At 45.4% G+C, this 26,988-nt stretch carries 18 protein-coding genes; 12 read left to right on the top strand and 6 right to left on the bottom strand.

What is annotated here, in order from left to right; translation table 11 throughout:
* Window positions 1-2: 2 nt before the first annotated feature.
* From B153_RS0114860 to B153_RS36675, 6 genes are all read left to right on the top strand, one after another.
* The gene (locus B153_RS0114860; RefSeq protein ID WP_020597522.1) at window positions 3-1,562 is read left to right on the top strand and encodes a hypothetical protein; all 1,560 of its coding nucleotides are present in this window, start codon (window positions 3-5) and stop codon (window positions 1,560-1,562) included.
* Between the two features lies 1 nt (window position 1,563).
* A complete protein-coding gene (locus B153_RS0114855) occupies window positions 1,564-2,319 on the top strand; it encodes a hypothetical protein (RefSeq protein WP_020597521.1) in 756 nt (251 codons plus the stop codon).
* Between the two features lie 35 nt (window positions 2,320-2,354).
* Window positions 2,355-4,238, top strand: coding sequence for a caspase family protein (locus B153_RS0114850; protein ID WP_020597520.1), 1,884 nt, complete (start codon window positions 2,355-2,357; stop codon window positions 4,236-4,238).
* Window positions 4,239-4,244: 6 nt separating this feature from the next.
* Window positions 4,245-4,925, top strand: coding sequence for a hypothetical protein (locus B153_RS0114845; protein ID WP_020597519.1), 681 nt, complete (start codon window positions 4,245-4,247; stop codon window positions 4,923-4,925).
* 173 nt (window positions 4,926-5,098) lie between these two features.
* Entirely contained in the window at window positions 5,099-7,051 is a 1,953-nt protein-coding gene (locus B153_RS0114840) for a CHAT domain-containing protein (protein ID WP_020597518.1), read from the top strand.
* A gap of 446 nt (window positions 7,052-7,497) precedes the next feature.
* Window positions 7,498-11,301 (top strand): caspase family protein, encoded by a 3,804-nt coding sequence (locus tag B153_RS36675; protein ID WP_020597517.1) that lies wholly within the window; start codon window positions 7,498-7,500, stop codon window positions 11,299-11,301.
* Between the two features lie 496 nt (window positions 11,302-11,797).
* Here B153_RS36675 and B153_RS0114830 read toward each other — a convergent pair whose 3' ends face one another.
* Window positions 11,798-12,046, bottom strand: a complete 249-nt coding sequence (locus B153_RS0114830; RefSeq protein WP_020597516.1) for a hypothetical protein — start codon at window positions 12,044-12,046, stop codon at window positions 11,798-11,800.
* A 555-nt stretch (window positions 12,047-12,601) separates the two neighbouring features.
* Between B153_RS0114830 and B153_RS37270 the strand changes: the two genes are divergently transcribed.
* From B153_RS37270 to B153_RS0114810, 4 genes are all read left to right on the top strand, one after another.
* Window positions 12,602-13,948, top strand: coding sequence for a hypothetical protein (locus B153_RS37270; protein WP_083928206.1), 1,347 nt, complete (start codon window positions 12,602-12,604; stop codon window positions 13,946-13,948).
* Window positions 13,941-15,635: a site-specific DNA-methyltransferase gene (locus B153_RS37265; protein WP_211221683.1), complete on the top strand. Its 1,695-nt coding sequence runs from the start codon at window positions 13,941-13,943 to the stop codon at window positions 15,633-15,635. The genes B153_RS37270 and B153_RS37265 overlap by 8 nt, the downstream gene beginning before the upstream one ends.
* A 210-nt stretch (window positions 15,636-15,845) precedes the next feature.
* Entirely contained in the window at window positions 15,846-18,998 is a 3,153-nt protein-coding gene (locus B153_RS0114815; RefSeq protein ID WP_020597514.1) for a DEAD/DEAH box helicase family protein, read from the top strand.
* 74 nt (window positions 18,999-19,072) lie between these two features.
* The gene (locus tag B153_RS0114810; protein WP_020597513.1) at window positions 19,073-19,558 is read left to right on the top strand and encodes a hypothetical protein; all 486 of its coding nucleotides are present in this window, start codon (window positions 19,073-19,075) and stop codon (window positions 19,556-19,558) included.
* Window positions 19,559-19,781: 223 nt separating this feature from the next.
* Here B153_RS0114810 and B153_RS0114805 read toward each other — a convergent pair whose 3' ends face one another.
* From B153_RS0114805 to B153_RS0114780, 5 genes are all read right to left on the bottom strand, one after another.
* On the bottom strand, window positions 19,782-20,186 hold the full coding sequence (locus tag B153_RS0114805) for a hypothetical protein (protein WP_020597512.1): 405 nt from the start codon (window positions 20,184-20,186) through the stop codon (window positions 19,782-19,784).
* Window positions 20,187-20,689: 503 nt separating this feature from the next.
* Window positions 20,690-21,463: a Rha family transcriptional regulator gene (locus B153_RS36670; protein WP_020597510.1), complete on the bottom strand. Its 774-nt coding sequence runs from the start codon at window positions 21,461-21,463 to the stop codon at window positions 20,690-20,692.
* Between the two features lie 4 nt (window positions 21,464-21,467).
* Window positions 21,468-22,055, bottom strand: coding sequence for a hypothetical protein (locus B153_RS0114790; protein WP_157634704.1), 588 nt, complete (start codon window positions 22,053-22,055; stop codon window positions 21,468-21,470).
* 7 nt (window positions 22,056-22,062) lie between these two features.
* A complete protein-coding gene (locus B153_RS0114785) occupies window positions 22,063-22,272 on the bottom strand; it encodes a hypothetical protein (protein ID WP_157634703.1) in 210 nt (69 codons plus the stop codon).
* Window positions 22,273-22,482: 210 nt separating this feature from the next.
* Window positions 22,483-22,683, bottom strand: a complete 201-nt coding sequence (locus B153_RS0114780) for a helix-turn-helix domain-containing protein (protein ID WP_020597507.1) — start codon at window positions 22,681-22,683, stop codon at window positions 22,483-22,485.
* Between the two features lie 276 nt (window positions 22,684-22,959).
* Here B153_RS0114780 and B153_RS0114775 point away from each other — a divergent pair, with 276 nt between their 5' ends.
* Both B153_RS0114775 and B153_RS0114765 read left to right on the top strand, forming a co-directional pair.
* Window positions 22,960-23,295 carry a hypothetical protein gene (locus B153_RS0114775; protein WP_157634702.1) on the top strand — a complete coding sequence of 112 codons (336 nt, stop codon included), beginning with the start codon at window positions 22,960-22,962 and terminating at the stop codon, window positions 23,293-23,295.
* A 462-nt stretch (window positions 23,296-23,757) separates the two neighbouring features.
* Window positions 23,758-26,988, top strand: coding sequence for a hypothetical protein (locus B153_RS0114765; RefSeq protein WP_020597504.1), 3,231 nt, complete (start codon window positions 23,758-23,760; stop codon window positions 26,986-26,988).

Below are 26,988 nucleotides of genomic sequence, written 5' to 3'. Positions count from 1 at the left end.
ATATGAACCTTTCTGAGCGCCAACAGAAGGCAATAGCTGACCTACTCAACAGTTCAGATATACAGGCAGTAGATTTCTTCCATGAACAAGAGCTGCGCTCCGAAACCATCAAACAAGTGGTTCGGGATCGAATGGCACTACTATGCTACGGCCACATTACACCCAATAGCTGGAAAAAGGACGCTTCGTTCGAGTCGTTAAAAACCGTTGCGGCACACAAAGGAATCTCGCTTGGTAAAGCGTTCAGACAAGGTTATAACACGGCCCTCTTCCTGGCATTAGCTGAACTTTACCCGAATCAGTCAGAGGATATATCTGAACTACAATCGCTTTTCTGGGAACTACATTATAGCGATTGTAGAAGAAACGTCAGCAAAGTAATTCAGTACTTTTCTGACTCGGAAAAAGCTTTGCTACAGGTATCCGATGTTGTCGATTGGCAAATGAAAGACGATACGTTGTATGCACTGCTCGCTTCAGAAAAAAGCCTCGGCCAGCAAAGTATTGCTTTAGCAAAGGCAGGAAAGCCTGTCAATATTGATCATTTAATAGGTAAGTATTTTGTTGAACAGTATTGCCTCACTCAGTATCGGCACAATCAGGATGAGTTGGGCAATCTTAAGCCAACCCATCCCAGAGGTCGAGTATTGGAAATTCTATTTCAGTGGCGCTGCTCAGATGGTTCTCAGGATCCACAGATAGCGGAATTTAATATTACCGACTATCTCTTTAAAAAGCTTAGTAAAACGGCTGGAGCTAATCCGAATGTACCACTCAGTGAGCAAGACGTTGACGAGCATATTCTTGAACAAAATAAGGCCAAACTCTGGAAGGAACTGATCCGGGAAATAAGTCGAGAGGACAAGCCATTACGATTAACAACTCATTTAGGAGCATATCTAAGTGGAATTCGAAGTTTACAATGGTCACCTACTTTTACATCCAGTCAGGATTTCCAACTGCCTTTCGATACTGTTTTTACCATAAAGGAGCCCCAAAAAAGAAGTAAGTCACCATCAAATCAAGATAATACAGAGAAAGATTCAAACCAAGCACTTACCCATTCGGAGAGCGATTCTACCGAATCTGACACAACAGATACTGCATCGAATACGCACAATTCTATCACCGAAGTAGTACGAAACAAGGAGGCTCAGCTAACCGAAGAAGAAGATTATGAGCGCGTTCACGATTACCTAAAAGGAAAACTTATAGCGTATACCCACCAAGTCTTCTATGAAGAAATGCTTCCTATTGAGCGCATATTACTTGCCATCTATTACAATAAAACGGAATACCTGGAAGTAATAGCCCTGTCAAATGACTCCTTTAAGGAATACAAGAATAGGATGGGGACTTTTGCAGAGAAAGGCCTAGAACCAGAATCGTTTATGGCTGCCCAGTTTCTACCTTTCGAACGGCTCCGGAAAACAGGTGGGAACTATTTTTCAACCGACGTACAATCATTTCGAAATAGCAGAACGGAGGTCTTCAATTCCTTCAAAAGAGAAGTGAAGAAGCTTATGCTAGGGCTGGATCGCGAACCTTATTGGGAATTGTAATATGGCAACCCGAACGGATAAGCTGCGTTTAATTGCAACACTCTATGTCGATGATATGCTCACCGACGACGAGCGAATTGCAGTTGAAGCATTAATCGATACCAACCCAGAGCTAGCCCAGCTGGTTGCATCACTTGAAAATAAGTTGACAGACGAGCCATCATTACCAGCTCCTGATGGCCAATCGTCAATCAGCCAATCAGCCCCATCCCCTTCCGTCAAAAAGTCATTCTTCGAGCAATACCCATACCTCAAAAGTATATCCGTTATGGCAGGCATAGCGGCTTCGCTTGTCCTGTTTTTCATCGTACCTCAGCTTTTGACAGACTCTCCCCAGCAATTGTATACGGCGAATTATACGCCTGAGCCCCGAGGCCGGGGAGATGATAGTAGCAATTCTGCTGAAGCCACTAATCAATTAATTAATAAAGCACGGGCAGAATACTATGCCGATCAGTATGCCAATGCCTTACGTCTATTAGATTCCCTATCGACCGATTCCTTACGGCTAGTGCCGTATTATCGGGGCCTAACCTTACTAGCCCTGGAACGCCCTAAAGAGGCAATTACATCGCTTTCGTTAGCGCAACAGTCACCGGATTTACTTACCAGACAGAAGGCGGATTGGTATATGCTGCTGAGCTATTTACGAACAGATGACACGGATAATGCCCGTAAAATAGCCGAAGCGATTAAAGTAAGTTCTAGTCATCCTTATCAAAAACGGGCTTCAACAATCCTGAATGAACTAAACTAATGCGTACATCTATCCATACACTATTCCTGCTTTGTATGTGTCTGGTTAATTCTTATCTGGCTGTGGCAGCTAAATGGGGGTTACTCATTGAGATTGGAAAATACAAGACGGGACGTGACCCAATTAGTACAGAGCGAGACGTATACTATATGAGTAATACGTTGCAACAACAAGGATTTTCGTTTCAGCTCTTGCAAAATGAAGCGGCAACAGCAGCCAGCATTCGCGCTGCGTTAGAAGCCTTAAAAAATCGTTGTAAGGAAGGGGATAAAGTAATCATTCATTATGGAGGGCATGGCACCCAACTTCGTGATCAACCGGGTGGCGACGAAGTCGACAACTTTGATGAAGCTCTTGTTCCTTATGATGCCCCTTTACTGGATGCGTCCAAAAATACCCAGTCGACTCTGTTTATTAGGGATGATGAAATCGGCATTTATCTGGACGCTCTTCGCAAGACAGTTGGCCCTACGGGGCATGTACTAATCTTGATTGATGCCTGTTATTCAGGAACAATGTCTCGGGGTCAGGCTCGCCTTCGGACTGACAATACACAGTCTGTTTCTCAGAATCAAACCACTCAGACCGACAAACCAAAGCGATCCGAATGGTTTGAGGTACCCACTACCTTACAATCACGTGGGACGAGCAGTACAATCGTGATGATAACTGGGGCCGAAGCAAACCAGACCCTTTATGAGGTTCGCGATAGCGAAAATAAATCAGTAGGGCCACTGGCTCTCTACTTTAGTCAGGAAATGTCGCTTATTAATGAGCAGTCTACCTATTTGTCTTTATTCAAATCTATGGTAGCGCGCTGGGGTCCTGTGATGCAAAATCCAACCATTGAAGGCAACCAAAACGCCAGGCTATTAGGGGGGGATCTTGTATTGCCCGCCTGGTTCACTCGCATAAAGCTGGAATCACAGCGTTTTTTGCAAAAGAAAGGAATATTGTCTGGTTATACGCGTGGCTCCGAAGTGGCCATTAGTATTACTCCATCAAATTCGAGTCAGGCACAGACAGTCACAGGTCGGGTAGTGGAAGCCACTCCATTCGAATCCATTATTGAATTGGCAGCCCCCCTCGCCACCAAAGATTCTATCCGCCTTCAAACAACACTAAGCCGCCAGGCTTTTGAAGCAGCATCGGCTCGTGTTACATTGGTCAATTTTAATCAGTCTTCCCAAAAAAAAGAAGTACAATCCGTGCTTCAGAATGTTCCTGGTATTCAATTGGTATCCGATGGCGCCGATTGGCTGATTCGATCAACTGCTAAGTCAATCGAACTTTGTCGGGCTTCTGACGGTGCCATTTTGGAACAATTTGCAGTCGACGCTATTGCCGACATCCCAAATCGATTGACAGCTTATACACAAGCGAAGTGGATGCAGGAACTCCGCATGCCTGTTTCGGGTATGCAAGCGTCTATTAATCTGGTTCCCGTACAATTTGCCCCGACCAAGGATAGTGTCTTAACCTGGCTCCCCGCAGAAGAGCGTGGAGGTATACCTGTCATTCGTACCAATCAGCAGGCACTTCTCACCGTTACCAATACCGGTAGCGTGCCGTTTTATTTTTCGATCATTGATATTCAGCCTAATGCGGTCATCGATGTTCCAATTCCCAACAACAAGTATAGTGCTGCTTCCTTAAAGCTCTTACCGGGTCAATCGCAGCTGTTTCCTTTGCGCCAGATCGCTCCACCGCTCGGTTTGGAGACATTTAAGCTAATTCTTACCCAAACACCTGTTGAATTAAGTGGCCTTGTTCAGACACGGGGAGAAACGGTGAAATCAACCCACCCCCTATCTCAACTTTTATCAGCCGGGCTCAGAGGCAATGACCAGCCTTCGCTTGCTCTTGATCAAGCTGGTATGCATAACTATCAATTCTGGATCGACTCTCCCCAACGCTAATCAATCATGATAACACACCTACTACGCATTACCCAACTATTCGTACTAAGCTGGGCTAGCATCATTACCCTTTACGCCCAGACCGAAAGCACCATTCAACAGGCGATTGACAAGAAACAGTACGAAGAAGCGATACAACAGCTCGACGCAGCAATGGCTAAATTAAACCCGAAAGTACCTGCTCAACAGAAACAATACGGTACGTACCTATCCATGAAAGCCAGTATTTTGGTTCGGCAGAAAAACTACGAAGAAGCTGCTATGCAGGCGAGTGAAGCCGAACGAATGCTAACAAAATACGCTTCCGAGCTGCCTGCCATCAAAAACCGACTCTTATTAACTTATGCTGGTCACCTGACTGACGATGAGGAGAAGCCCTTCAGCAAGAAAGTAGAGACATTATTTCTTTCTTCATTAGACGAGAAAAATACCAATCAGCTTTTCGATACTTACATGGCTATTGGGGATGAAGAGGCTAAAGCCTATTCCTGGCAGATGGCTGCCACGTTTTATTCTTCGGCGAGTGGTTTACCCGGTGTTAGCCATGCCCGCATTTCATTAGTAGCGCCCAAATTGGTAGCGGCTATGAAAAAGATTAGAGAACTCGAAGACGAAGAAGAAGCGCAAGAGAAAGCAGAAGATCGACGCAAAAAGTCCATCGCTAAACCGCAAAAAAAAAAGCCATAACTAAAAAATCCTCAGCAGATTCCGACTTAGAGCTTCTAGATGTTATCGTTAGTTCCGGCGCTGGTAGAGGCCTTGGTGCCCCCTCGAAAAAGACAGATCAAGGTCCGGTTAATCTGGAAAAAACGTATGCTAGCATTTTACGCGGCAAGGATAACTCCGAAAAAGCACGGGTATTGCAAGTTATTGGTAAAGAGTATCAGGCTATTGGTAATCCCAGCAAAGCCGAAGCCCATTTGGTCCATGCACTATCTATTCTGGAGAAATTGGTTCCTGCTCTGGAAAATACAGCGCCTTCGAAACTGGCGCAATTATCTGGCTGTCGACAGGATCTGGCGATGTTTTATGCCTATACTGGGCAATATGCTAAAGTAACTCCTCAACTGCGGGAAGCGTTAAAAATATCTCAGGAAATACACCGTCAGTTTTTTAACAGTAAAGCATCACAAGTCGTCAAAGAAGCGCTACTAACCGTCGACTTTGGTGTTCGAATGTCTATTCCACTAACAGCCTATATCCTAAAGCGTAACCCCGACAATGCGGCTATTCAGCAGCTTAGCTACGATGCCTCCTTGTACTTAAACAGTCTGCTCATGGATGAAAGCCGCCAGGTAAAAGAGAATATGAGGAATCTGGTAAAATCCAGCAAAGACCCAGAAGTCAGCGTGTTATATGAAAAGTTACTAGTTAGGCGGCAAATTGCCATGAATTCCCCAACGCGCAAACAACCCCAACAAAAAGATGACAAGACCCCCCCAACGAAAACCCAGGACGATGCGCTCGATGATACTTATGAGCTGGAAGAAGAACTTGGTAAACTACTAGAATCATCACAAAGCATCTACCGTGCCCCTCAAACAATAACCTGGACCCAGGTTCGTGATTCATTAAAACCGAATCAGGCAGCGGTTTCGTTTGTCCGTTTTATGGCTGCACTGCCCAGCCACCTTCCGATGGCGCCCCCTTCGCCTGATTCAACCACCTCTACGGTAGATACGCTTTACGCAGCAATGGTCATTAAACGAGGTTATACCTACCCTCACTTTGTCTTATTAACGAACCAGCAACAAATTCGTAACCTATTACCCGATACCAGAATAACTACTTCCCGAGGCAATGGAGGACGGGGGCCTAGTTTTGACAATATCAATTATAAGGATTCGCTTTATCATTTTCTATGGCGGCCAATTGAAAAGCTGGTTCAGAATACTACTCACATTTTTTTTTCGACAGAAGGCTTATTGAACCAAATACCTTTTGCCGCCATTCCGTTACCTGGTACAACAGCAAGTACACCTGTTGCGAATCGATTTCTGAGTGGTCGTCATCAATTACATCAGCTATTCAGCACGCGACAAATTGCACTTGGTATCCGGCCCCTCAAAGTAAACCCAACAACATCACTCATTCTGATGGGAGATGTTGATTATGGCACTGCCAATACAACTAATAATACTGGAGCAATACCCAAAACATTTTTGACGGAGGCTATTCAGGATAACGATATTAAACCATTCAACGAAATTCCTTATACCAAGCAAGAAGTAAACGCGCTCCACCGGTTACGACGTAATTCTGTCGTTTATACCAGCCGGGAAGCCACCGAAAAGCGTATTCGGTCGTTGTCGGGTAATGGTCCCACAATACTACATCTGGCCACACATGGTCTTTATATCCCTTCGAAACCAACAAAAACACATGAAAGCAATTCGGATGAATCACTAATGCGGTCAGCCATAGTCCTGGCTGGCGCGAATAAAATCTGGCAACGATCAGCTCCTCAAAGTTCGATGGACGATGGCTTACTAACAGCCTACGAAGTAGCCGATTTAGACTTTCATAAAACCCGGCTTGTTGTACTGAGTGCTTGCCAGAGTGCCCTTGGCGACCTGCGTGGAACCGAAGAAGTATATGGCCTTCAACGAGGCTTTCGCATTGCAGGCGTCGAAAAATTAATAATTAGCCTATGGAATGTTAGCGATAAATATACAGAGGAGTTTATGCTTCTTTTTTATAAACAACTGGAAGCTGGCATTGAGGCTAACGAGGCCTTCCGTATCGCTCAACGCATGTTACAAAAAACACAGCCAGATCCTACCTTCTGGGCCGCTTTTGTCTTTGTCGAATAACGTAATTATATCTTTTTCCCTCTATTAAATAATCAATGCATGAACGGTGTTAAAACTGGAGAAATCGAATAAAAAATGAGCTAACCAACTCTATAAAAGCATCACGGCTGGTGTATCCATGCAATACATCGGTCTATTCTGAAAACGTATGAGCACTTCTGTTGCCAGATTTTTTCTATCTGGCAAGCCATTTGAATAACAGGTCATTGCTTATTTTTACTACAGCAACCCATGCTAGTTTCTACCAACACTATGAAATCATTTATTGGCCTTCTTCTGGCTTGTTTCTGGCTTGTCTGTTTAGTTGCAGGCTCAAAGCCTTTCGACAAAAAGCTTGATACAACTCAATCAGCAAGTACTTGAGTTGTATCAATAAGGTAAACACAGCGAGGCTTTTCCATTGTTGAATTGAATTTTATCCTCCAAATCTGCCCAAAACCATAAAAATGCACCTATCTACACTCATACGCTTTATTTTCTGGCTGTTTGTAATACCTACCTTTTTGAACGCCCAACAGCCGAAATTGATGCTACCGATTGGGCATACCTCTTGGGTTAATTCCGCTCTCTTTAGTCTTGATGGCAATCGGATTCTCACCGCTTCATGGGATAACACGGCCAAGGTGTGGGATACAAATACGGGAATCTTACTGTTGGATTTAAAAGGGCATACTGATCAGGTCAACACCGCCTGTTTCAATGCCGATGGCAAGCGGATCCTAACTGCTTCAGATGATAAGACCGCCAAGGTGTGGGATGCCGCTTCGGGAAAACTACTAATAAACCTAATAGGGCACACAGATAAAGTTAATACCGCCCTCTTTAGTCTTGATGGCAGTCGGATTCTCACCGCTTCACGGGATAACACGGCCAAGGTATGGGATGCTGCTACGGGAAAACTACTGATAAACTTAATAGGGCACACTAATTGGGTTCTATCCGCTCGCTATAGTCCCAATGGCAAACAGATTATTACTGCTTCAACGGATAAAATAGTCAAGGTATGGGATGCTACTACGGGAAAACTACTGATAAACTTAATAGGGCATACTCAATTGAGTAACTCCATACAGTTTAGTCCCGATGGCAATCGGATTCTAACCGCTTCATGGGATAAGACCGCCAAGGTGTGGGATGCTACTACGGGAACTATGTTGTTGGATTTAAAAGGGCATAATAATTGGGTTCACACCGCCTACTTTAGTACCGATGGGAAACGGATTCTAACCGCTTCACGGGATAAGACGGCCAAAGTATGGGATGCCGCTTCGGGAAACCTGTTGCTGGATTTAAAGGGCCATAAGTATTGGGTTAAATCCGCCCTCTTTAGTCCTGATGGCAAGCGGATTCTCACTGCTTCCGAAGATTCCACCGCCAAAGTATGGGATGCCGCTACGGGAAACCTGCTATTAGACTTAAAGGGGCATACAAGAGGTGTGAACTCCGCCCACTTTAGTGCCGATGGGAAACAAATTCTAACCGCTTCGGCAGATCACACTGCCAAAGTGTGGGATGCAAATACGGGATCTATGTTGTTGGATTTAAAAGGGCATTTTGCGTCCGTTACCTCTCCCTTCTTTAGTCCTGATGGCAAACCTATCCTAACCACTTCAGATAATAAAACTGCCAAAGTGTGGGATGCTACTACGGGAACTATGTTGTTGGACTTAAAAGGGCATACCAATTGGGTGACCTCGGTCTACTTTAGTGCCGATGGGAAACGGATTCTAACTGCTTCATGGGATAAGACCGCCAAGCTATGGGATGCCACTACAGGAACTATGTTATTAGACTTAAAAGGGCATACCAATCGGATTAGTTCTGCCCAGTTTAGTCCTGATGGCAACCGGATTCTAACCGTATCTGAGGATAAGACCGCCAAGGTGTGGGATGCAAATACAGGATCTATGTTGTTGGATTTAAAAGGGAATAATAGTTGGGCCTGGAGAAACACCACTCACTTTAGTGCCGATGGGAAACGGATTCTAACCGCTTCAGAGGAAAATACCGCTAGAGTGTGGGATGCTACTACAGGGACCCTGCTCTTAAACTTAACAGGGCATACAAGTGGGATTAACTCTACTCAGTTTAGTACCGATGGCAGTCGGATTCTAACCGCTTCCAGCGATCACACCGCCAAGGTGTGGGATGCTACTACGGGAACTAGGTTGTTGGACTTAAAAGAGCATACCAATTCGGTTAACTCAGCTTTCTTTAGTGCTGATGGGAAACAGATTCTAACCGCTTCATTGGATAACACGGCCAAGCTATGGGATGCCACTACAGGGGCCCTGCTTCTAAACTTACCTGGGCATACGAATTGGGTGAACACAGCTCTCTTTAGCCCCGATGGCAGTCGGATTCTAACCGCTTCCAGCGATCACACCGCCATAGTATGGGATGCTGCTACGGGAACTAGGTTGTTGGACTTAAAAGGGCATACCAATTCGGTTAACTCAGCTTTCTTTAGTGCTGATGGGAAACAGATTCTAACCGCTTCATTGGATAACACTTGCAAACTTTGGAATGCCAATACAGGTGAGCCGTTTTACACTTTCTTTGCCGTTAAAAGCACCGATTACTTACTGGTCGATAAGGATGGCCGCTACGATGGCACTGAGGGTGCCCGAAAGTTGGTCTATTATATGTGTGGTGATGAGGTCATTGAGTTGGATCAGTTCAAAGAATTGGGCTGGCAACCCAACCTGGCAGCCAAAATCATGGGCCTAGACTCAATTGGCATTAAGGCTAAGGGTATCAATGAGTTAGACATCTGCGGACGTACTCCCCAAATCGAAGAAAGGGATAAAAAAAAGGATGGCTTCTATCAGTATCTCATTCGTCCAGGAAAAGGTGGAGTCGGCCAGGTAATGGTATCAGTCAATGGCAAGGTAGTCAAAACCATACCCGTCGGTAGCCTTAGGAAGGTGGTAGGCGGCTATTTCCTGAGCATTGCAGAAAAGGAGTTGAGCAGCTACTTTGTCAGTGGTCAAAGCAATCAAATCAGTATCAAAGTCAGTACTGCCGATCAGGGCCTTTATAGCCGTGGGGTAGTCTTCAGTAACGAGGCCAAAACCCAACAACCAGTGAATGCTCCTAATGTGTACCTAGTGAGCATAGGCATCAGCGACTACAAAGGCGAGCGGCTGCGGCTAGGTTTTGCCGCTAAAGATGCTCAGGATTTTTCGGGAGCATTGGCAGGGGCAGCCAGGGCTTTGCTCAATATCGATGGCAAAGAACACGTACAGATATATACGTTCAGTACGGCATCAGACGACAAAAACCAGCCGTTCAAAGGCGATATAGTACGGGCTTTTGCCGCAATCAAAGACCAAGCCACTGCCGATGACATTTTGGTGGTGTTTTTGGCCGGGCATGGTGTAGTCTCGAACAATCAATTTTATTTTCTTACCGCCGATGCCTCAGCCTTAGACATTAATGGCGTCGAGGAGCAAGTAGCCATTAGTACTGCCGAACTCGATAGCTACCTTCGGGACATTAAGGCCCAAAAACAACTATTGATATTAGATGCCTGCAACAGTGGACAGGCATTGGCCAGTATGCAGAAACTTCTGGCAATCCGAGCCATACCCGATGATCAGCGTAAGGCATTGGAAAGGCTCAAAGACCGCACAGGCACGTTTATATTGACAGCCTCAGCGAGCAATCAGGCGGCTTACGAGGCCAGTCGCTACGAGCAAGGGTTGCTCACCTATAGTTTGTTGTATGGCATGCAGTCTGGCAATGGTCTGCGAAACAACTATGTCGATGTGAGTACATGGTTCAACTCTGCCGCCGACCATGTTAAAACGCTGGCTCGGGAAATAGGTGGCCGGCAAGATCCCGAAACCATGGGAAGGGCCAGCTTTGATGTAGGATTGGTAACGGAGGCCGTCAAATCAAGCATCGTCTTATCGAGTGGCAAGAAATTTTTTAGCCGCAGCAAGTTCTACATTGATGCCGACCTTCAAAATGATGATGAAAAGATAGCTGAGTTGACCGACAAGGTATTGATTGAGCTATCGGCAAAGGGTAAGGAAAGCCCATTAGCCTATGTAGCCGACAATACAGGAGCCGAGAGTTATAGTATTCGGGGGCGGTATAAGATTACGGGAAATGCTATAGTTATTAAATATAATCTGATAAAAGGTAACAAGGAACGAGTTAATAGTGACGAAATAAAGGGAACAATCGATGCCAAAGAGCAGCTTGTTAAGCAGTTGGTGGAGCAGGTAAAACGCTCATTATGACTAACAAAAAAGCGTTAATCTTAGCAGTGGCCCTGCTACATTTTACTGGACATGTATTGTCCTTCTTCACGTAATCAACCTTCATTATCACCCGTTTACTGACATTATGGGTGGTGTTTTCGGTCTTTCCCATTCGTAAAATATTCGTAAAAAAGGTGGGGGTTTTTACGATTCGTAAAGTGATTAGTAAAAGAAAAACGGCCTATACGCGTTGTATAGGCCGTTTTTACGTTGTTTCGTGCTCCCGAAGGGACTTGAATAATTTACATAATACACTGATTATCAATGGCAAATATACTACCAAAAAGGTCAGGGGACGGAAAAGGGGACGGATTGAGAAATATGTAAAATTATTTTTCGATCGATGTAATTTTGTCTTGAACAAGCGGCCTTCATAGGCTACTTGGTTTGGTCAGAGCCGAGTGGGTGGTTCCCTCGGCTCATCGGGTCGGGTGGGTGGTTCCCCCGACCTTTTTTTAGCTGGCTGGCAAATATGCTATTTAATGGACGGTGCCACCTGAACGATTAAGCCGATAGATCGTACCAAGTCGGCAAATTCCAGTACGTACTCATCTCGTAATTCGTGGTACTGCCGAATAGCCAGTTGGTCAGGACTCTCCTGATTCGTATGCCGCTCTATAGCCGCGTTTGTGCGTTCAATTAGGTCGAGTAAGCGGGCAACTCTTTCGGCCCGTTCATTGGCTTTAGTTGGGTGATTGTCGTTTCGATGATTGTACGTGTCCATTAGTCGATAAGATAGCCCCAATAACCAGTACCACTCTTAGTTGATGCATGTTAATTTAAAAAAACTCCAGTTAGCCTTTCGTTTTTTAGTCAAGTATCCTTTATTGGCTACTTGGCTTGGTCAGAGTCGGATGGGTGGTTCCCTCGACCTTTTTTTATTAAATTATATATGGAGAATTAAATCAGGAGAATACTGTCTATTCATGATAGTGCTGGCCACGACACCACCTACAGCGGTGTTTGACGAAGCGATTGAAACATTAGTTGCATCGAGACGAATAGCCAACTGGATTGGGTAGAACCGGGCAATTGGTCATTCAGAAGAACTTGAACTAATTTACCAGCATTCAAAAAAAAATTGCGGAAGCAGATCCTTAGTGTTGAAGGCGAGATCGAGCAGCGTGTCCCCTTATTAGTGAGATTAAGCACAGGAAGAAAAATCATCTAAACATTAACTGACTCTTTATAATTCGTTAGACGATTTATAAACCTTTTTTAGCACTTTTGCCAATTTGTTCTGCAGGGGCGGTCATAACTGCCACCCATAATTTGAACAATGACTACGAATTACGATAAGCTGATTGCCGTTCTAAAGGAAATATTCATGCTCGATAAGGCCGAACTTGACTTTGGCATCTATCGAATTATGAACCAGAAACGGACTGAGATTACGCAGTTTCTTCAACAGGACTTAGTACCCCAGGTTAAAACAATTCTGACTCAAAACGGCTCAGGCGACCGAAAAGTCCTCGAAAAACAGCTTGATGATGCTATAAAGCAGGCGCAGGCACTCGGCATTGAGCCGGACGCAGTGCCGAAAGTTAAGGAACTTCGATCTCAACTAGCCGACATTCCCGATTTAACAGCCCTCGAAAATGATGTATTTTCAGGCCTGGCAACGTTCTTCAAACGTTACTTCGACAATGGTGATTTCATCTCCATGCGTCGCTATAAGCGTGATGTATACGCCATACCTTACGAGGGTGAAGAGGTGAAACTGCATTGGGCCAACGCCGATCAGTATTACATAAAAACCGCCGAGTACCTGAAGCATTACCGTTTCCGGCTCGACGATACCCACCATGTATCGTTCGATCTGCTCGAAGCCAGTACGGAACAGAATAACAACAAAGCCCAGGGCGACAAAGAACGTCGGTTTGCTCTATGCTACGACCGGCCATTGGAAGCTATCGGCGATACGCTGCATATTTATTTTACCTACGAACCCACCGACAAAAAACGGAAACAGGAAGATCTACTGACCGAAGCCGCCGATACGCTGAAACCGCTAATTCCGGCCGATTTTCTTCCCTTGTTAGCCCTCAGCCCTACCGAAAAGAATAAGAACCGGACCCTATTGGAGAAGCACCTGCGTGACTACACGGCCCGCAATACTTTTGACTACTTCATCCATAAAGACCTCGGCGGGTTTCTACGTCGTGAACTGGACTTTTATATTAAAAACGAGGTACTATTTCTGGACGATCTCGACTCAGTGGACGACCGGCAAGTGCTGGCGCAGTTAGCCAAGGTCCGGGCGCTGCGGCAGATTGGCGAGAAGGTCATTCAATTTCTGGCTCAGTTGGAAAATTTCCAGAAGAGGTTATGGCTGAAAAAGAAGCTGGTAGTCGATAGCCAGTACTGTATCACGCTCGACCGCATTCCCGAATCGTTCTATGGCGAAATAGCCCAGAACGAAGCGCAGGCAGACGAATGGGTACGACTTTTTGTCATCAACCAGATAGTAGGCGATGCCGTTACATTACCCTACGTTCGCCCGCTAACAATAGAATTTTTGAAACAGAACTCCTTTCTGGTACTGGACACCGCCTTTTTTTCCGAAGACTTCAAATTGCGTTTGTTGGCTGTATTGCCTAACCTCGACGCCAACACTGATGGTTAACTCGGAGAACTTCCAGGCTCTTAATATGCTACAAGAAAGCTACAAAGAGCAGGTGAAATGCGTGTACATCGACCCACCATATAACACAGATGCTAGTGCCATTAATTACAAAAACGATTACCGAAGTTCTTCTTGGATTTCGTTGATAGACAGCCGTATTGACTTAGGGAAAAACTTGCTAATGGAGGATGGTATACTTTGCGCTACAATTGATGACTTTCAGCAAAAAGAGTTAAGTGCATTACTTGAATCAAAATTCTCGGAAGGGGGTTTGGCGGGTACTGTTGTAATTAGAAATAACCCTTCAGGCAGACCGACTCAGACGGGATTCGCACTTGCCCATGAATATGGAATTTTCGCTCGAAAATCAGAAGAGTCTACTATTCTTAGACTAGGTAGGAGTGAAGAGCAATTAGAGCGATTTGACGAGAAGGATAATGAAGGAGTATATGAGGAAAGGAACCTTAGACGCGAAGGGTCTGATTCAGAACGAGCCAACCGCCCTAAGATGTATTATCCAATATATGTAGCAGAAAAAACAGTTAGAGTTCCAGAAATGAGTTGGAACGATCAAAGCAACTCTTGGGACATACTAGAAGAATCACTTAGTAATGAAACCGTAGTTTGGCCTATTGACGACTCTGGTATAGAAAGACGATGGAGGTGGGGAAGTGACCGAGTAAAAGAGGATTATAAGCAATTTATTGTCAAGAAAGCAAGAGGGCAGAAATTAGGCGTATATTATAAATATCGCCCAAATATGGATGGTGCTGTAACGCCAACAGTTTGGGCAGATCCTAAGTATTCTGCAACCGAACATGGTACAGCTTTATTGAAGAAAATTTTTGGTAGCTCTATTTTTTCTTACCCGAAATCAATTTTTGCAGTTGAGGATTCAATCTCAATAATGGGTTTAAAACGCGGTAAGGGAACCGTCCTCGATTACTTTGCCGGTTCAGGCACCACAGGACACGCGGTTATCAATTTAAATCGCGAAGACGAGGGTAAACGTAAATACATTTTGGTAGAGATGGGTGAGTATTTCGATACCGTCACTAAACCGCGTATTCAGAAAGTCATTTACTCAAAAGACTGGCGCGATGGCAATCCTATTGGTCGACAGGGTATCAGTCATTGTTTCAAATATCTGCGGCTAGAAAGCTACGAAGATACACTCAATAATCTTAGCCTAAAGCGCACAGCTCAGCAAGAACTGGCTCTCGGCGGATCGGCTACATTCCGCGAGGGTTACTTACTCCGCTACATGCTTGATGTCGAGAGCCGGGCGTCGCTGTTCGATACTGAGCGTTTCCGTAACCCTTTCGCCTGCTACATTGACGTAACCCGGCAAAACGAGCGTACCCCCACCCGTGTCGACCTGGTCGAAACTTTCAATTACCTCATCGGATTAGTCGTAGATGGGCAGTATACTAGCGGCCCGCATATTCGAGTTGTTACAGGGCAAACTTTAAAGGGAGAAAAGACGCTCATCATCTGGCGTAACCAGGACCAGATGAACAATTCTACTCTGAACGAATGGCTGCAAAAAAGCAGCTACAATCCCCGCGACAGCGAATTTGATCGCATCTATATCAACGGCGATAACCATTTAGAAAACCTTCGGCGTGATGATGAGACGTGGAAGGTTACACTCATTGAAGAGGAATTTAGCAAACGAATGGGATAAGATAGTCGAAAGTTATAAATTATACTATGGCTAAGCGGTATATTTTGAGGTCAGCGAGTTCCGATTATATCAAGGAACTCAACCTCGCTTAAAGTAACCTAAACGTATTTGGCCAACTTAATACTCCGTTCTCCGGTACGAATGCTCTCATTCCAATGAGTGGATGACTCGGCTGGAGGGCTTGGTTCATAACAAGTAACATGTAAATCAATGCCCCGCCTTTCGCAAGCCCTGCTGCTAAATAAATACATCCTTCACCAGTTCGGTGTTAAAGACTTGCAAGCCTTATCCGAGAACTTACGTGACGCTATTCACGAAGGGTATGACGAAAACCACGTCAGCCATTTCCACCGACAGTTGGTACAACGCTTTTACACTAATGCAAACTTGCCTGAATCACTACTGTTTGAGTATGATCAGAATATAGTCTCACATACCCTCCGTATCAGCCAGTCGCGATCGCAGCCGGTACACTGGAAGTACTTTCAGTACGTAGCCCTGCTCTTCACCGAAATCTTCTTAGACCGTTATTTTCGCGATACTGATGCGCTGCTGGCTGACATTAACCAGTTTTGGGAAGACCGATTCGACCGCTCGACGGGCGTTGATAAGTACACCGATAAATCGGAACTGACTAAGCTGGCTTTTTGGAATGCAACCGGTTCCGGAAAAACCTTGCTCATGCATGTCAATATTCTGCAATATCAGTACTACCTGAAAAAGTACGGAAAGCAAAAAGACCTGAACCGGATCATCGTGCTGACGCCGAACGAAGGTCTGTCACGACAACACTTAACCGAGTTTAGGCAGTCAGGTCTTGATGCTGAACTGTTTTCCAAAACGGGCGGTGCACTGTACGTCGGTCAGAAGATTGAAATCATCGACATCAGCAAGTTGCGTGAAACCAGCGGAGAAAAGACAGTGGCTATCGAAGCTTTCGAAAGCAACAATCTGGTGTTGATCGACGAAGGCCACCGGGGAAGTGGAGGAGAAGTGTGGAAAGACTACCGAAACCGGCTGAGCGCCGAAGGCTTTTCGTTCGAGTATTCAGCCACCTTTGGTCAGGCTGTTAACGCCCAAACGGGAAAAAGACAGCGTGATATTCTGAACGAATATGGCCGTAGTATCTTGTTCGACTATTCGTACCGGTATTTCTACGCTGACGGATACGGCAAAGATTACCACATTCTAAACTTGACGAAGACACAGTCCGACGACTTTACGACGCGTTACTTGACAGCCTGTCTACTGACCTACTTCGAGCAGTTATTGCTGTACCGAAACGAACGTGGCTCTGCAACCACGTTTGGTATCGAAAAACCCTTAGCCATTTTTGTAGGTAGCAAAGTAACGGCCGTTCGTACCGAAAACGGGAAGAAGGTGTCAGATGTGCTGCAAGTACTGCAATTTCTGGCCGATTTCGTCAAACACACTGTGCGGAGCCAGCGCGATATCGACTTGTTAATGAAGGCTCAGGACGGCTTAGTTGACAAAGCAGGCCATTCAATTTTCGGCAATAGTTTTCGTTACCTACGGCAGAAAGGTTTAGACAGCCAACAACTGTTTACTCAACTGCTAGCTGACGTATTCAACAATTCGTCGGCCAACGCCTTACTGCATATTGATAACCTAAAGGGGCAGGATGGCGAAATCGGACTGCGACTAGGCAATGCCGACTATTTCGGTGTTATCAACGTAGGTGATGATGCTGCCCTACTCAAGCTTTGCGACGAGGCTGGCTTGCTGACCGACGAAAAAGAGTTTTCAGCCTCGCTTTTTAGGTCAATCAACGCGCCTGGATCATCGGTCAATGTGCTAATCGGTTCTAAGAAGTTTGCAGAGGGCTGGAGTAGCTGGCGTGTTAGTACGATGGGCTTGTTGAATATCGGACGGGGTGAAGGCTCCGAAATCATTCAATTATTCGGACGGGGCGTACGCCTGAAAGGATATCAGTTTTCTCTCAAACGAAGCAGCCAACTCGATCAGAGTGTCCGGCCCGCCGTATTGCCCGAATACCTAAGTAGGCTGGAAACCTTGAACATCTTCGGCATTCGAGCCGATTACATGGATCGTTTCAAAGAGTATCTGGAAGGAGAGGGCCTAAAAAGCGGTGATGAGGAGCAACCCATCGAGTTAACGTTACCCATTCTGCCGGTGGTCGACCTAGCCAAGAAAGGTCTCAAGTATGTTCGCTTTCGGGAAGGGCGTGACTTCAAAAAGCAGCAGGTGGTTCGTCTGATAGGCAAACCGATGTACCCCGTTCGGTTAGACTGGTACCCCAAGGTTCAGCTTATGCAATCGGCGAGTAGGAATACGCTCAGTCAGGTAGCCGTAGTCGAAACGCATCTACTAACTGAGCAACATATTGCTTTCTTAGATATTAAAAAGCTATATGCTGCATTGCTAACCTACAAAAACGAACGTGGCTGGTATAACATCGATCTCCGCCGGGAAGATCTGATAGCGGCCCTGCATGACGCTTCTTGGTATGAACTTACTATCCCAGCGGAGCAATTGGATTTTATAGATTTCGATCAGGTGCGCACTTGGCAAGAAATAGCCACAAGTTTATTGAAGGGCTATTGCGAACGCATTTACAACCAGGCCCGTAGTATGTATAATGCTGAGCATCCTGAAACCGCCTTACTGGACACCTCCCATCCAAACTTTGAGAAGGAATATCGACTAAGCATCATCGAAGCCGGCAACGAAATACTAATAGACAACCTGCGCCAATTGCAGAAAGCCCTAAAAGCTGGACAATTCGCAGCCGACTGCCGATTAGGAACCCGTTTCGATGCTCTGCACGTACTGCCCCACCTGTACCAACCCCTTCTGCATATGGATGCTAAAAGCTATCAGGACGCCGTAAGCATTCAACCTGTTTCTCTTAATGAAGGCGAACGTAGGTTTGTTGAGGACTTAAGAAAGGCAGTGCAGAACGGTCATTCTTTGCTCAATGGAGGCACCATTCATCTACTGCGCAATCAAAGTAGGAAAGGCATCGGCTTTTTTGAGGCCAACAACTTTTATCCTGATTTTCTGCTCTGGATTGTCCAGGATGAACACCAACATTTGGCTTTCATTGATCCCAAAGGCCTACGCAATTTTTCAGGATTTGACGAACCGAAGATTCAGTTTTCACGGCGCATCCAAACCGAAATAGAGCCTAAGTTGAACGATCCAGCGTTGCATTTATCGTCTTTCATTGTATCGGTTACTCCCTATGAAAGGCTAAAAAGCTGGGGAGGCTTACCACCAATTGAGGAATTCAATGTGAACAATATCTACTTCCAAACTCAGCAATCAACTGAATATATTGAAAAAATATTGGTAAAAATGCTGAGTGCAAAAACTATATAACTATACGTCGTCAAATGACAGTGGACAAATAGAAACTAAAACAATAGAGCAACACCAGCATAAGTTTTTTTATAATGATAATAAACAAATGCCTACGCAAAGTAAAACAACTCGCGAAAATAGAATTACTATTTACCCTAGCAGTTGCAATATCATTGCTAGGTTGCAAGAAGAAACCGGAGGAGATAATTGATCCAGATTTTGCCTCCACAGTCGCAGGGACTTATCCAATTGTTAGCTATGCAATCTATTACACTGAGACCTATAATGATACGCTTAAGTTTCCGTACAATGGTATGACCGGCACCTTTGACGTTAAAAAAATCGACTTAACTCATATCCAAACCGGCTATACTTTGCATGTTCCTGGTGGAGGGCTCCAAGGGCCCTATGACGCCCAATATGATACTGGAGAATGCGAATTGCGCAATGACACAGGTATTAAAAATAAGTTTTCTGTTTATGTCAATAACAAGAAAACAGGTGTTATAACCCCGACCACGCTGACAATTACAGTTCCAACTCAGGGAGCGGGGGCTACCGTAATTGCAAAGAAATAGAAATGTTTTTGAAGAAGTAAGAACACTAAAGTTTAGCTGTAGCGTATCTGATCACTTGCTGTATTGTGGATAAAGCCGTCTGCCGAAGTTTATATAACTAAATGTTACAACAGGTAATCGACTGTTATGGATCGACTAAAGTAAAAGGTGAACTACAATCTCGTATTTTATAAATAAAACAGCCTGACTTTCATAAGTCAGGCTGTTTTATTTAAGGTGGGTCCTACTTGACTATGCCAATTAGCCGTAAATATCTTTGAAACTGTTCACCAGTCATGTCGACTATTTTCATATCCATAAGTTCGTCAATTTTCTCCTTTGCCACTGCTGCATGATATTGTCGAATAAGTCTATTTAGAGAATCAACAGCATCAGTTGTTAGCAAATATTCAAATAGTCTTGAAGGTACTGCGTTTAAAAAATCAAGCGACTGTTGATAATGACTTTTTAAATTTGAATCCCCAGTGGTATTGATACCAAATTCTAGCAATGATCGAATTATTGGAATTAATTGTTGTCCCTCTTCTTGATAACTACTCAGCGAAAACCGGTTTCTATTCGCATCAATTATTTTTTTTGAGAATGCACTCAAGCTGTTAAGCTCATCATTTGATAAAGTAATATCCATTGATTTGTGGTTTTAACGATAACGACACTATTGCCGCATAAATAAAAACAATGCAGATCTAGCTCTCGTTCAATCATTTTCAACTAAGCATCATTTTCAGGAGCGTAATTATATAACCTGGTATCAATTCTAATTGGCCCGAAAGGCTATATTTCTGTCGATTTGGGCTTAAATACGATTTTCTTGCTGGAGCTTGATAGCCTCTCTCTGCAATCGCTCTATTTGTTTCTGACAGTACGCGATTGACTTAGCTGTACTACCCTCACCCTCATCTGTTATCAGTAGGTGATATAACTCTTGCCATTGGGAGAGTTGCCGTTCGAGTAGGGCTAGAACGGATATATGTAAACGATCTTGTGGTTGCATAATAATTTGCGGTTTGTAGATCGCTCCGCTTTCGTCGGTCAAGCCGATGCCGAGCCCATTGCACGCAGCTAACGGCCAATAGAAACCAGAACAGGGCAAACACGAAGGAGCGGAGCGATTGGAGGTTCATAGATTTGTTATTCTTCAGAGTAAGTGAGTTCAGCGCTGACAATCGCATAAATCTTGTCCATATGACCGTTTCGGTCAGCAACATCCAGCCAGCTTTCCCGGTCCGATCGCTTATAACTACGGATACTGACCCGGTATAGATAATACAAGCGATCGTAGACGAGTCGCCAGGCGTCCTGCTGGCTGACACCTTTCGCTCGGCAGTAGCCATTGACAATCCGCTGAACTTTGCTTCGTGTCGTCTCTGGCGGCATCTGCTGATCACTGCGAGGAGCCTCCAGCAATGACCGGGCTGCCTGTTGCTGGGCCTGGATCAATCGGCTTAATAAGTGTTCGAGCTTGGCAATGCGTTGCTCCTGCTGTTCGAATAGTTCAGAGGGTACCGAAGTAATAGGAGCAGCTTCACGTAGTAACCGACGGGCTTCTGAGAACGAGCGAACCAATGTGGCCTTGAATTCAACTACTCGTCTCGAGTTTCGACTGAGCGTCCCAATGAAGAGGGCCTGATCTTCGGTTAGGTGAGCAATGGTGAACGGTTTAGTACTCCGTTTCTCTTCTCCGGGATTCCGCGTTTGAAACGCGGAATCTTTTTCTTCTATTTTTCGCGTTTCAAACGCCACCCTTCCAAATTCGCTTTCAATGGCCTGTTGATGCGTACGAATCGTACTCAACAGGTTTTTATGATGAATACCCAGACCAGCCGCAAAGTCAAGGCTACTCACAGTCAACGTTTCTCCTGAAACATGGACCTCAATCAAGGCTGATGTTGGTTTGGTTTCCATTGTATCAGATCGCTTGTGAGTTTGAATAGTCAACATAGTACTGCTGATACAGCTCCATCGTAACCTCGTCGTCGAGAGCCTCTTCACCCAGCGCCATTGGTACATAACCCGTATTGAAGTCGGGAGCTAAAAAGAGCCAGTCAATGTGATCAATGCCGAAGCAGTCGAACGATTCCCGAACTCGCTCTATTTCCTTAAGCGCATTGGCCGGTAGTAACTCATTCCAGCAGATGGAGCCCATAAGTAGTTTGTTCGCTCCCAGACGAAGCACTTCCGCTATGATCCTTTGATTGTCTTTAGCCCGTGTGGGTAACGAATACGAAGGTGCGCCTACCTCAGGTTTAATACGTTCGATGCCGATGATTAGCCAGTCCCGAAGCAATAGAGCGTAATGGGAATGCGTGGGCTCTTCCAGGCTGGTCACGAAAGCGCGAAACAGAGCAATACCATCCAGAATGGTATCGTATCGTACTGGCGTTTGCTGCAGGCGTTGGCTAAGTTGATTGGGCAAGGCTTCGGCTTCGATGCCAACTAAATCACGATTGAGTCGAATAAAGGCCTCTGCTGATACAGAGGAAGCTTTTTGGGGCATCTCCATATCACATTGAAAAGGCTAAATGGTGGTGAATAAACGGAATCGAACAACCTGTTTTAAGGTGTGACTCATGGCCAGAAATAGCCAATTTAAAGACAGCATTTTCGAGCCGCCGATGGTCAGCCAGATAGGGTGTTTTGCCCTTGATTTTGGCCGTTGGTGGAGGGGTATTTGCATAGGTCCCCCCACCCGAGTACATTTGTAGCGTACACATAAATAATTAACCGTTATTGAGTTGTACATACCCCTTCGCTTCTGCCTCAGAAACTTTAGCGTTGGGGTTTTTTTTATTGGCTTTTAACTCGTTGCATACTGTCCAGCGGGCAACCTTTTCGGTACTATAGCGCCTTTTCTGCCATTAATAGCCTTAACAAAAGTAAGTAAACTTCAAATATATTTCAAGTTTAAGCGCAAAAAAATACTATTACTCAAATAATATCCGAACAGTAATACCCATTACCTCCGCAATTTTTTCCACCGTCTTTAGTGAAAGATTTGCTGATCCATTTTCATATCGATTTACGGCTGACTCACTAATCCCCATCTTTTCTCCCAGCTCCTTTTGGGTTAAGCCTTTCGCTTTTCGAGCCTCACGAATTAATTGGCCTACTTGTTCTGTGATCATTGGGGACGCTTTGTTAGAGAATTTGTGTAAAAATAGTATTCGCTTCGATCTTCCTCACTATTATAGTAAGAGCGGTTTAATTTCCTTATTTAACCGCATTTAGAGGGCAATAGATGATTTGATATATTTACCCTAAAACTTAAAGATATGAGACAATCTATATTACGTAGTATCATCCTTCTAGGCATATTCGGACTTTACATTACTTGTATAAAACACCCTTTAGATAATCGGCAGTCCACTGGGGGGTTTAATGGCTTTCCGTGGGGTACGTCAATGGAAACCATTGTTAGCAAGCTTGGTATACAGCCCGACGAAAAGCTTACTGATAGAATACGTTATAATAAACAACATGCCATTTATGAAGGTATTACGGGGGAAAGAATTTCTTATGTAGCACCTGGTAATAAATTGGCGTCGGGTACATTTGTTCGTTTTAAAAATCCGAAATCAGCTTACGACTCCCTTTTTAGGATCTTTACAGCCCGGCATGGTAAGCCAATTAAAAACTCAGAAGGAGTGCCAGTCTGGAGAACACCAGGTACTGATATAGTTCTCTCTTTGAGTAAAGACCTAATGATGGCCTCAGCTGCACCAAAGCTACCTAAGTAATTGATGCTTTAAATAATCGCTAAGCCTTGTCACAATCGGAATAATAGCCCCTTATGGGGCTTTTTTTATATCATTTCGACTAGTCGTACTATCGTTAGGTACCTATCTAAAACTACGTATTGACGTAGTTTTATCGGGACTTCCTAACGCGCTATGTGACGCTTAGCTTCACAGCACAAAGGGAAAAAACCGATAATAACTATGGAAATCCAGACAACCGCACCATCATCCACCAAATGCCAACCATGCCAATCAAAGAGCATGGTACGTATCGAGGTGTACGTTACTCCAGAGCGAAGAAAGCAAATCAAGGCACACTGCAAGAGTAGAGGCTATTCGCTGACCGGTATGCTGCAGAAACTACTCCGGAGGGAGATTCCCGAACTCGACGATTAACCGTCTATCAAATTGTCCAGATGGAACACTATCCATCTGGTTTCTATCCACATCATTTAATTAATCATGTCACAGGAATCAGAAACCTTACTCTTCCAGGTCATTGTTGACATTCCGAAGGTTAAAGAAAACGCGGAGGTCGCCAGGGCAGCCCTGGCCAATCTCCGCGCCGAAAAAGAAAAGACGCAAAAAGTATTTGATCAAAAGCTGATTGGCGAAGAGACGTATAAGAAGACCCTTCAGGCGCTTACTGTTGAGATCAATAAAACCGAGAAAGAGTTAGCGGACTATACCAAAATCATCGTTGATCACGATAGGCAGGAAAAAATTGCGGTGGGCACCATTCGTCAATTGGCCACCAACATGAGCGCCCTGGCTCCCAAAGCAAACGAAATAGCCAACTTGCATAAACAGGGAGCCTCCAGCGCTGAACAATTAAATGATCAAATCAGGGACCTCAACAATCAATTCAAAATTGAAGAGGCTGTAGCCAAAGCGGCAGAGGGTAGTCTGGAAGACCTGGACAATACCATTGCTGATCTGGAGGATCAGTATCGGCAACTAACCAAGGCGCAGAGGGACGATGTGTCGGTAGGGGGTGCCCTTCTCAAGCAACGGGCCGATCTGATCCGGGTTCAGGAAAAGCACAATAAGGTAATCAGTGACTCGGAAAAGGGCCTTGTCGAGTTCATTCGGGATACCGATGTGCTTGGCTTTAACATTGGTAAAACAATCGACGCCTTTAAGTCAGGAGCACAGGGAGTTAATTTGTTTACTAAATTTTTAGGCACTGCTCGTTTGGCGTCCCTGGCCTTTATCGCTACAGGTTTGGGCGCTGTGCTCTTCATCATTGCCACTGCTCTTACCAAATCCCAAAAGGGAATGGATTTCCTGGCCAGGGCAACCAGTGGTGTCTCGGCTATTTTCTCGGCCTTCACCAGCAAGGTTATTGCGCTCGGAGAAGCGCTGGCCAATGCCTGGGAGCATCCGAAACAGGCCCTAGCTGATTTCGGTAAGTTTGTTCAGCAAAATCTCATCAACCGGTTTACAGCCCTGGGCGTCATTATCGACGGTATCCGTACAAGGGATTGGGGCAAGGTTGCCGATGGAATTGTTCAGCTTGGTACCGGTGCCGAAGGAGCTGCTACAGGCCTAAAAAAAATCTATGATCAGGGTGTAGCGATAGCTGACCTAAACATTCAGATTAAAGAGGCCGAAATCAAGCTGAATACCGAACGGGCCCGGGGCGAGAAGATCATCGAACGGCAAAAGCAGATTGCGGAGGATCTGACTAAGTCAACAGAGGTCCGCAAAAAGGCCGAACGGATTGCCTTTGCTGAAAGCGAGAAAATCCAGAAGGCTGAGGAGGATTTACAGAAAAAACGGGTGCTGTTGGCTCAGGCCGAAGCGAAGGCGAATCAGAATACCCGCGAAGATCGAGCAAAGGTTGCTGAAGAACAGGCGAAGCTCGATGACATCGCTAAAGAGCGCATCGGCGAACGAACCGAACTTCAGAACCAACTCAATGCCATTGAAGCCGAAGGGCGTCAGAAAGCCGAGGAGAATGCCAAGAAGCTGGCCGCTGATCAGGTAGCCGAAGCCGAAACCGCTTTGAGTGTTCTCCGGAAGAAAGGGCAGACGACCATTGAAATTGAGGAGGAGGTGCTACGCCGGCAACTCGCACTGATTCGGGCGAAAGCAGCCGCCGAGAAAATTGGTGCCGAAGTCAGTGTAGCCCAAAAGAGGCTCATCGATGCCAAAGCTCAGGAAGAAGAGCTAGAAGCCATTAAAGCCCATGCGCAGAAGATTGAACAACAAAAATTTGCTATTCAGGATGCGCGCATTTCGGCTCAGTTAGCCTTAGTCGAAAAAGGGAGTCAGCAGGAATTCGACCTCCTTAATCAAGCCCTTGACGCCCGATTGGATCGGGAGAAGGCCGCAGCGGTTGAGACGATCAAGAATCAGCAGGTCCTCATAGCCGAGCTTCGTCGATTAGATGCCCAGTACAATGCGGACAAAGAGCAGTTGGCCATTCAGTACGAACAGTCACTTGTTGATCGACAGGCCGAGTTAGCCAGTAAGCGACTCCAAACCCAGTATAATCTGAGTGATCAGACGATCGCTGATGAGCGAGAATTAGCGGCCAAACAAATTGCCCTCGAAGAGCGGACCCAACTGGCCCTACTGGAGATCGATCGGAAATACGAACGCATCACCAATGAAGAGTACCTGGTTCGGAAAAACGCCATTCAATCCAAGGCGATAGCCGCCAATAAAGCCGCAAACAAGCAGGTTGCCGACGATACTCTGAGCAATGAGATTGCCATGATCGATGCTCAACTGATCATTGCTCAGGATGGGTCAAAGAAAAAGTTTGACCTTGAGATAAAGCGGCTCGAAAAGGAGAAAGAGCAAAAGATTAAAGCCGCCCGGGGCGATCAACAGGCCATTGACACCATTGAGGAGGAGTATGCCAATAAACAGGCCAAGAAACGAGAGGAGCGTGCTTTGGATATGGCTAATAAGATTGTCAATGTTTTTGCCCAAGCGGGTCAGGCATTTGCCAGTTTCCTGAATGCCCAGAATGATGCCCAAGCCAAGGCGCTCGAAGATCAAGAGAAAGCAGCCTTGTCGTCCGCAGCGCTGAGCGCCGAAGCCAGAGCCGATATTGAAGCTAATTTTCAGAAAAAGAAAGAGAAGCTGGAACGGGAAGCCGCTAAAAAGCGAAAGACCATTGCCATTGCCGAGGCCATCATTGACACGGCGAAAGCTGTTTTGAGTGTAGCGCCCAATGTGGCATTAATGGCTATCGCTGGCGCTATTGGGGCTCTTCAGATTGGCATTATTTCATCTCAGCAGTTTGCCCGGGGAGGTGTAATTGAAGGTCCATCCCATGCCCAGGGTGGAGTTAAATATGTTGTTGGTAGTCGTCGGGTTGAGTTGGAAGGCGGGGAGGGTGTTATTAATAAACACGCCATGGCCATTCCTGGAGTTCGTCAAAAAGCGTCGGAGCTAAATCAGATGGCCGGCAATGGGGTTGCTTTTACGGGTCTTAATACCGGTAGAAGTTACGCACCCAAGCGCCTTGAATTCGGAGGTATTATTCCGGCCTCGCCTGGTGTTAGTTCATCCCTGTCAAATCTTGACTTTGGTAAACTCGAAAAATCCATCAGTCAGACCGTCATCAAGGGCGTAGCCCAGGCGGTGTCGTCGATGCCGCAACCGATCCTGAATGTAAAAGACGTCATCCGGGAAACCAATAAACGCGTGAGTGTCCAAAACAGAGCTGACTCCTAA

It is taken from the genome of Spirosoma panaciterrae DSM 21099 (assembly GCF_000374025.1).
Lineage (GTDB): Bacteria > Bacteroidota > Bacteroidia > Cytophagales > Spirosomataceae > Spirosoma > Spirosoma panaciterrae.
This window is presented reverse-complemented; position numbering and strand designations above follow the sequence as displayed.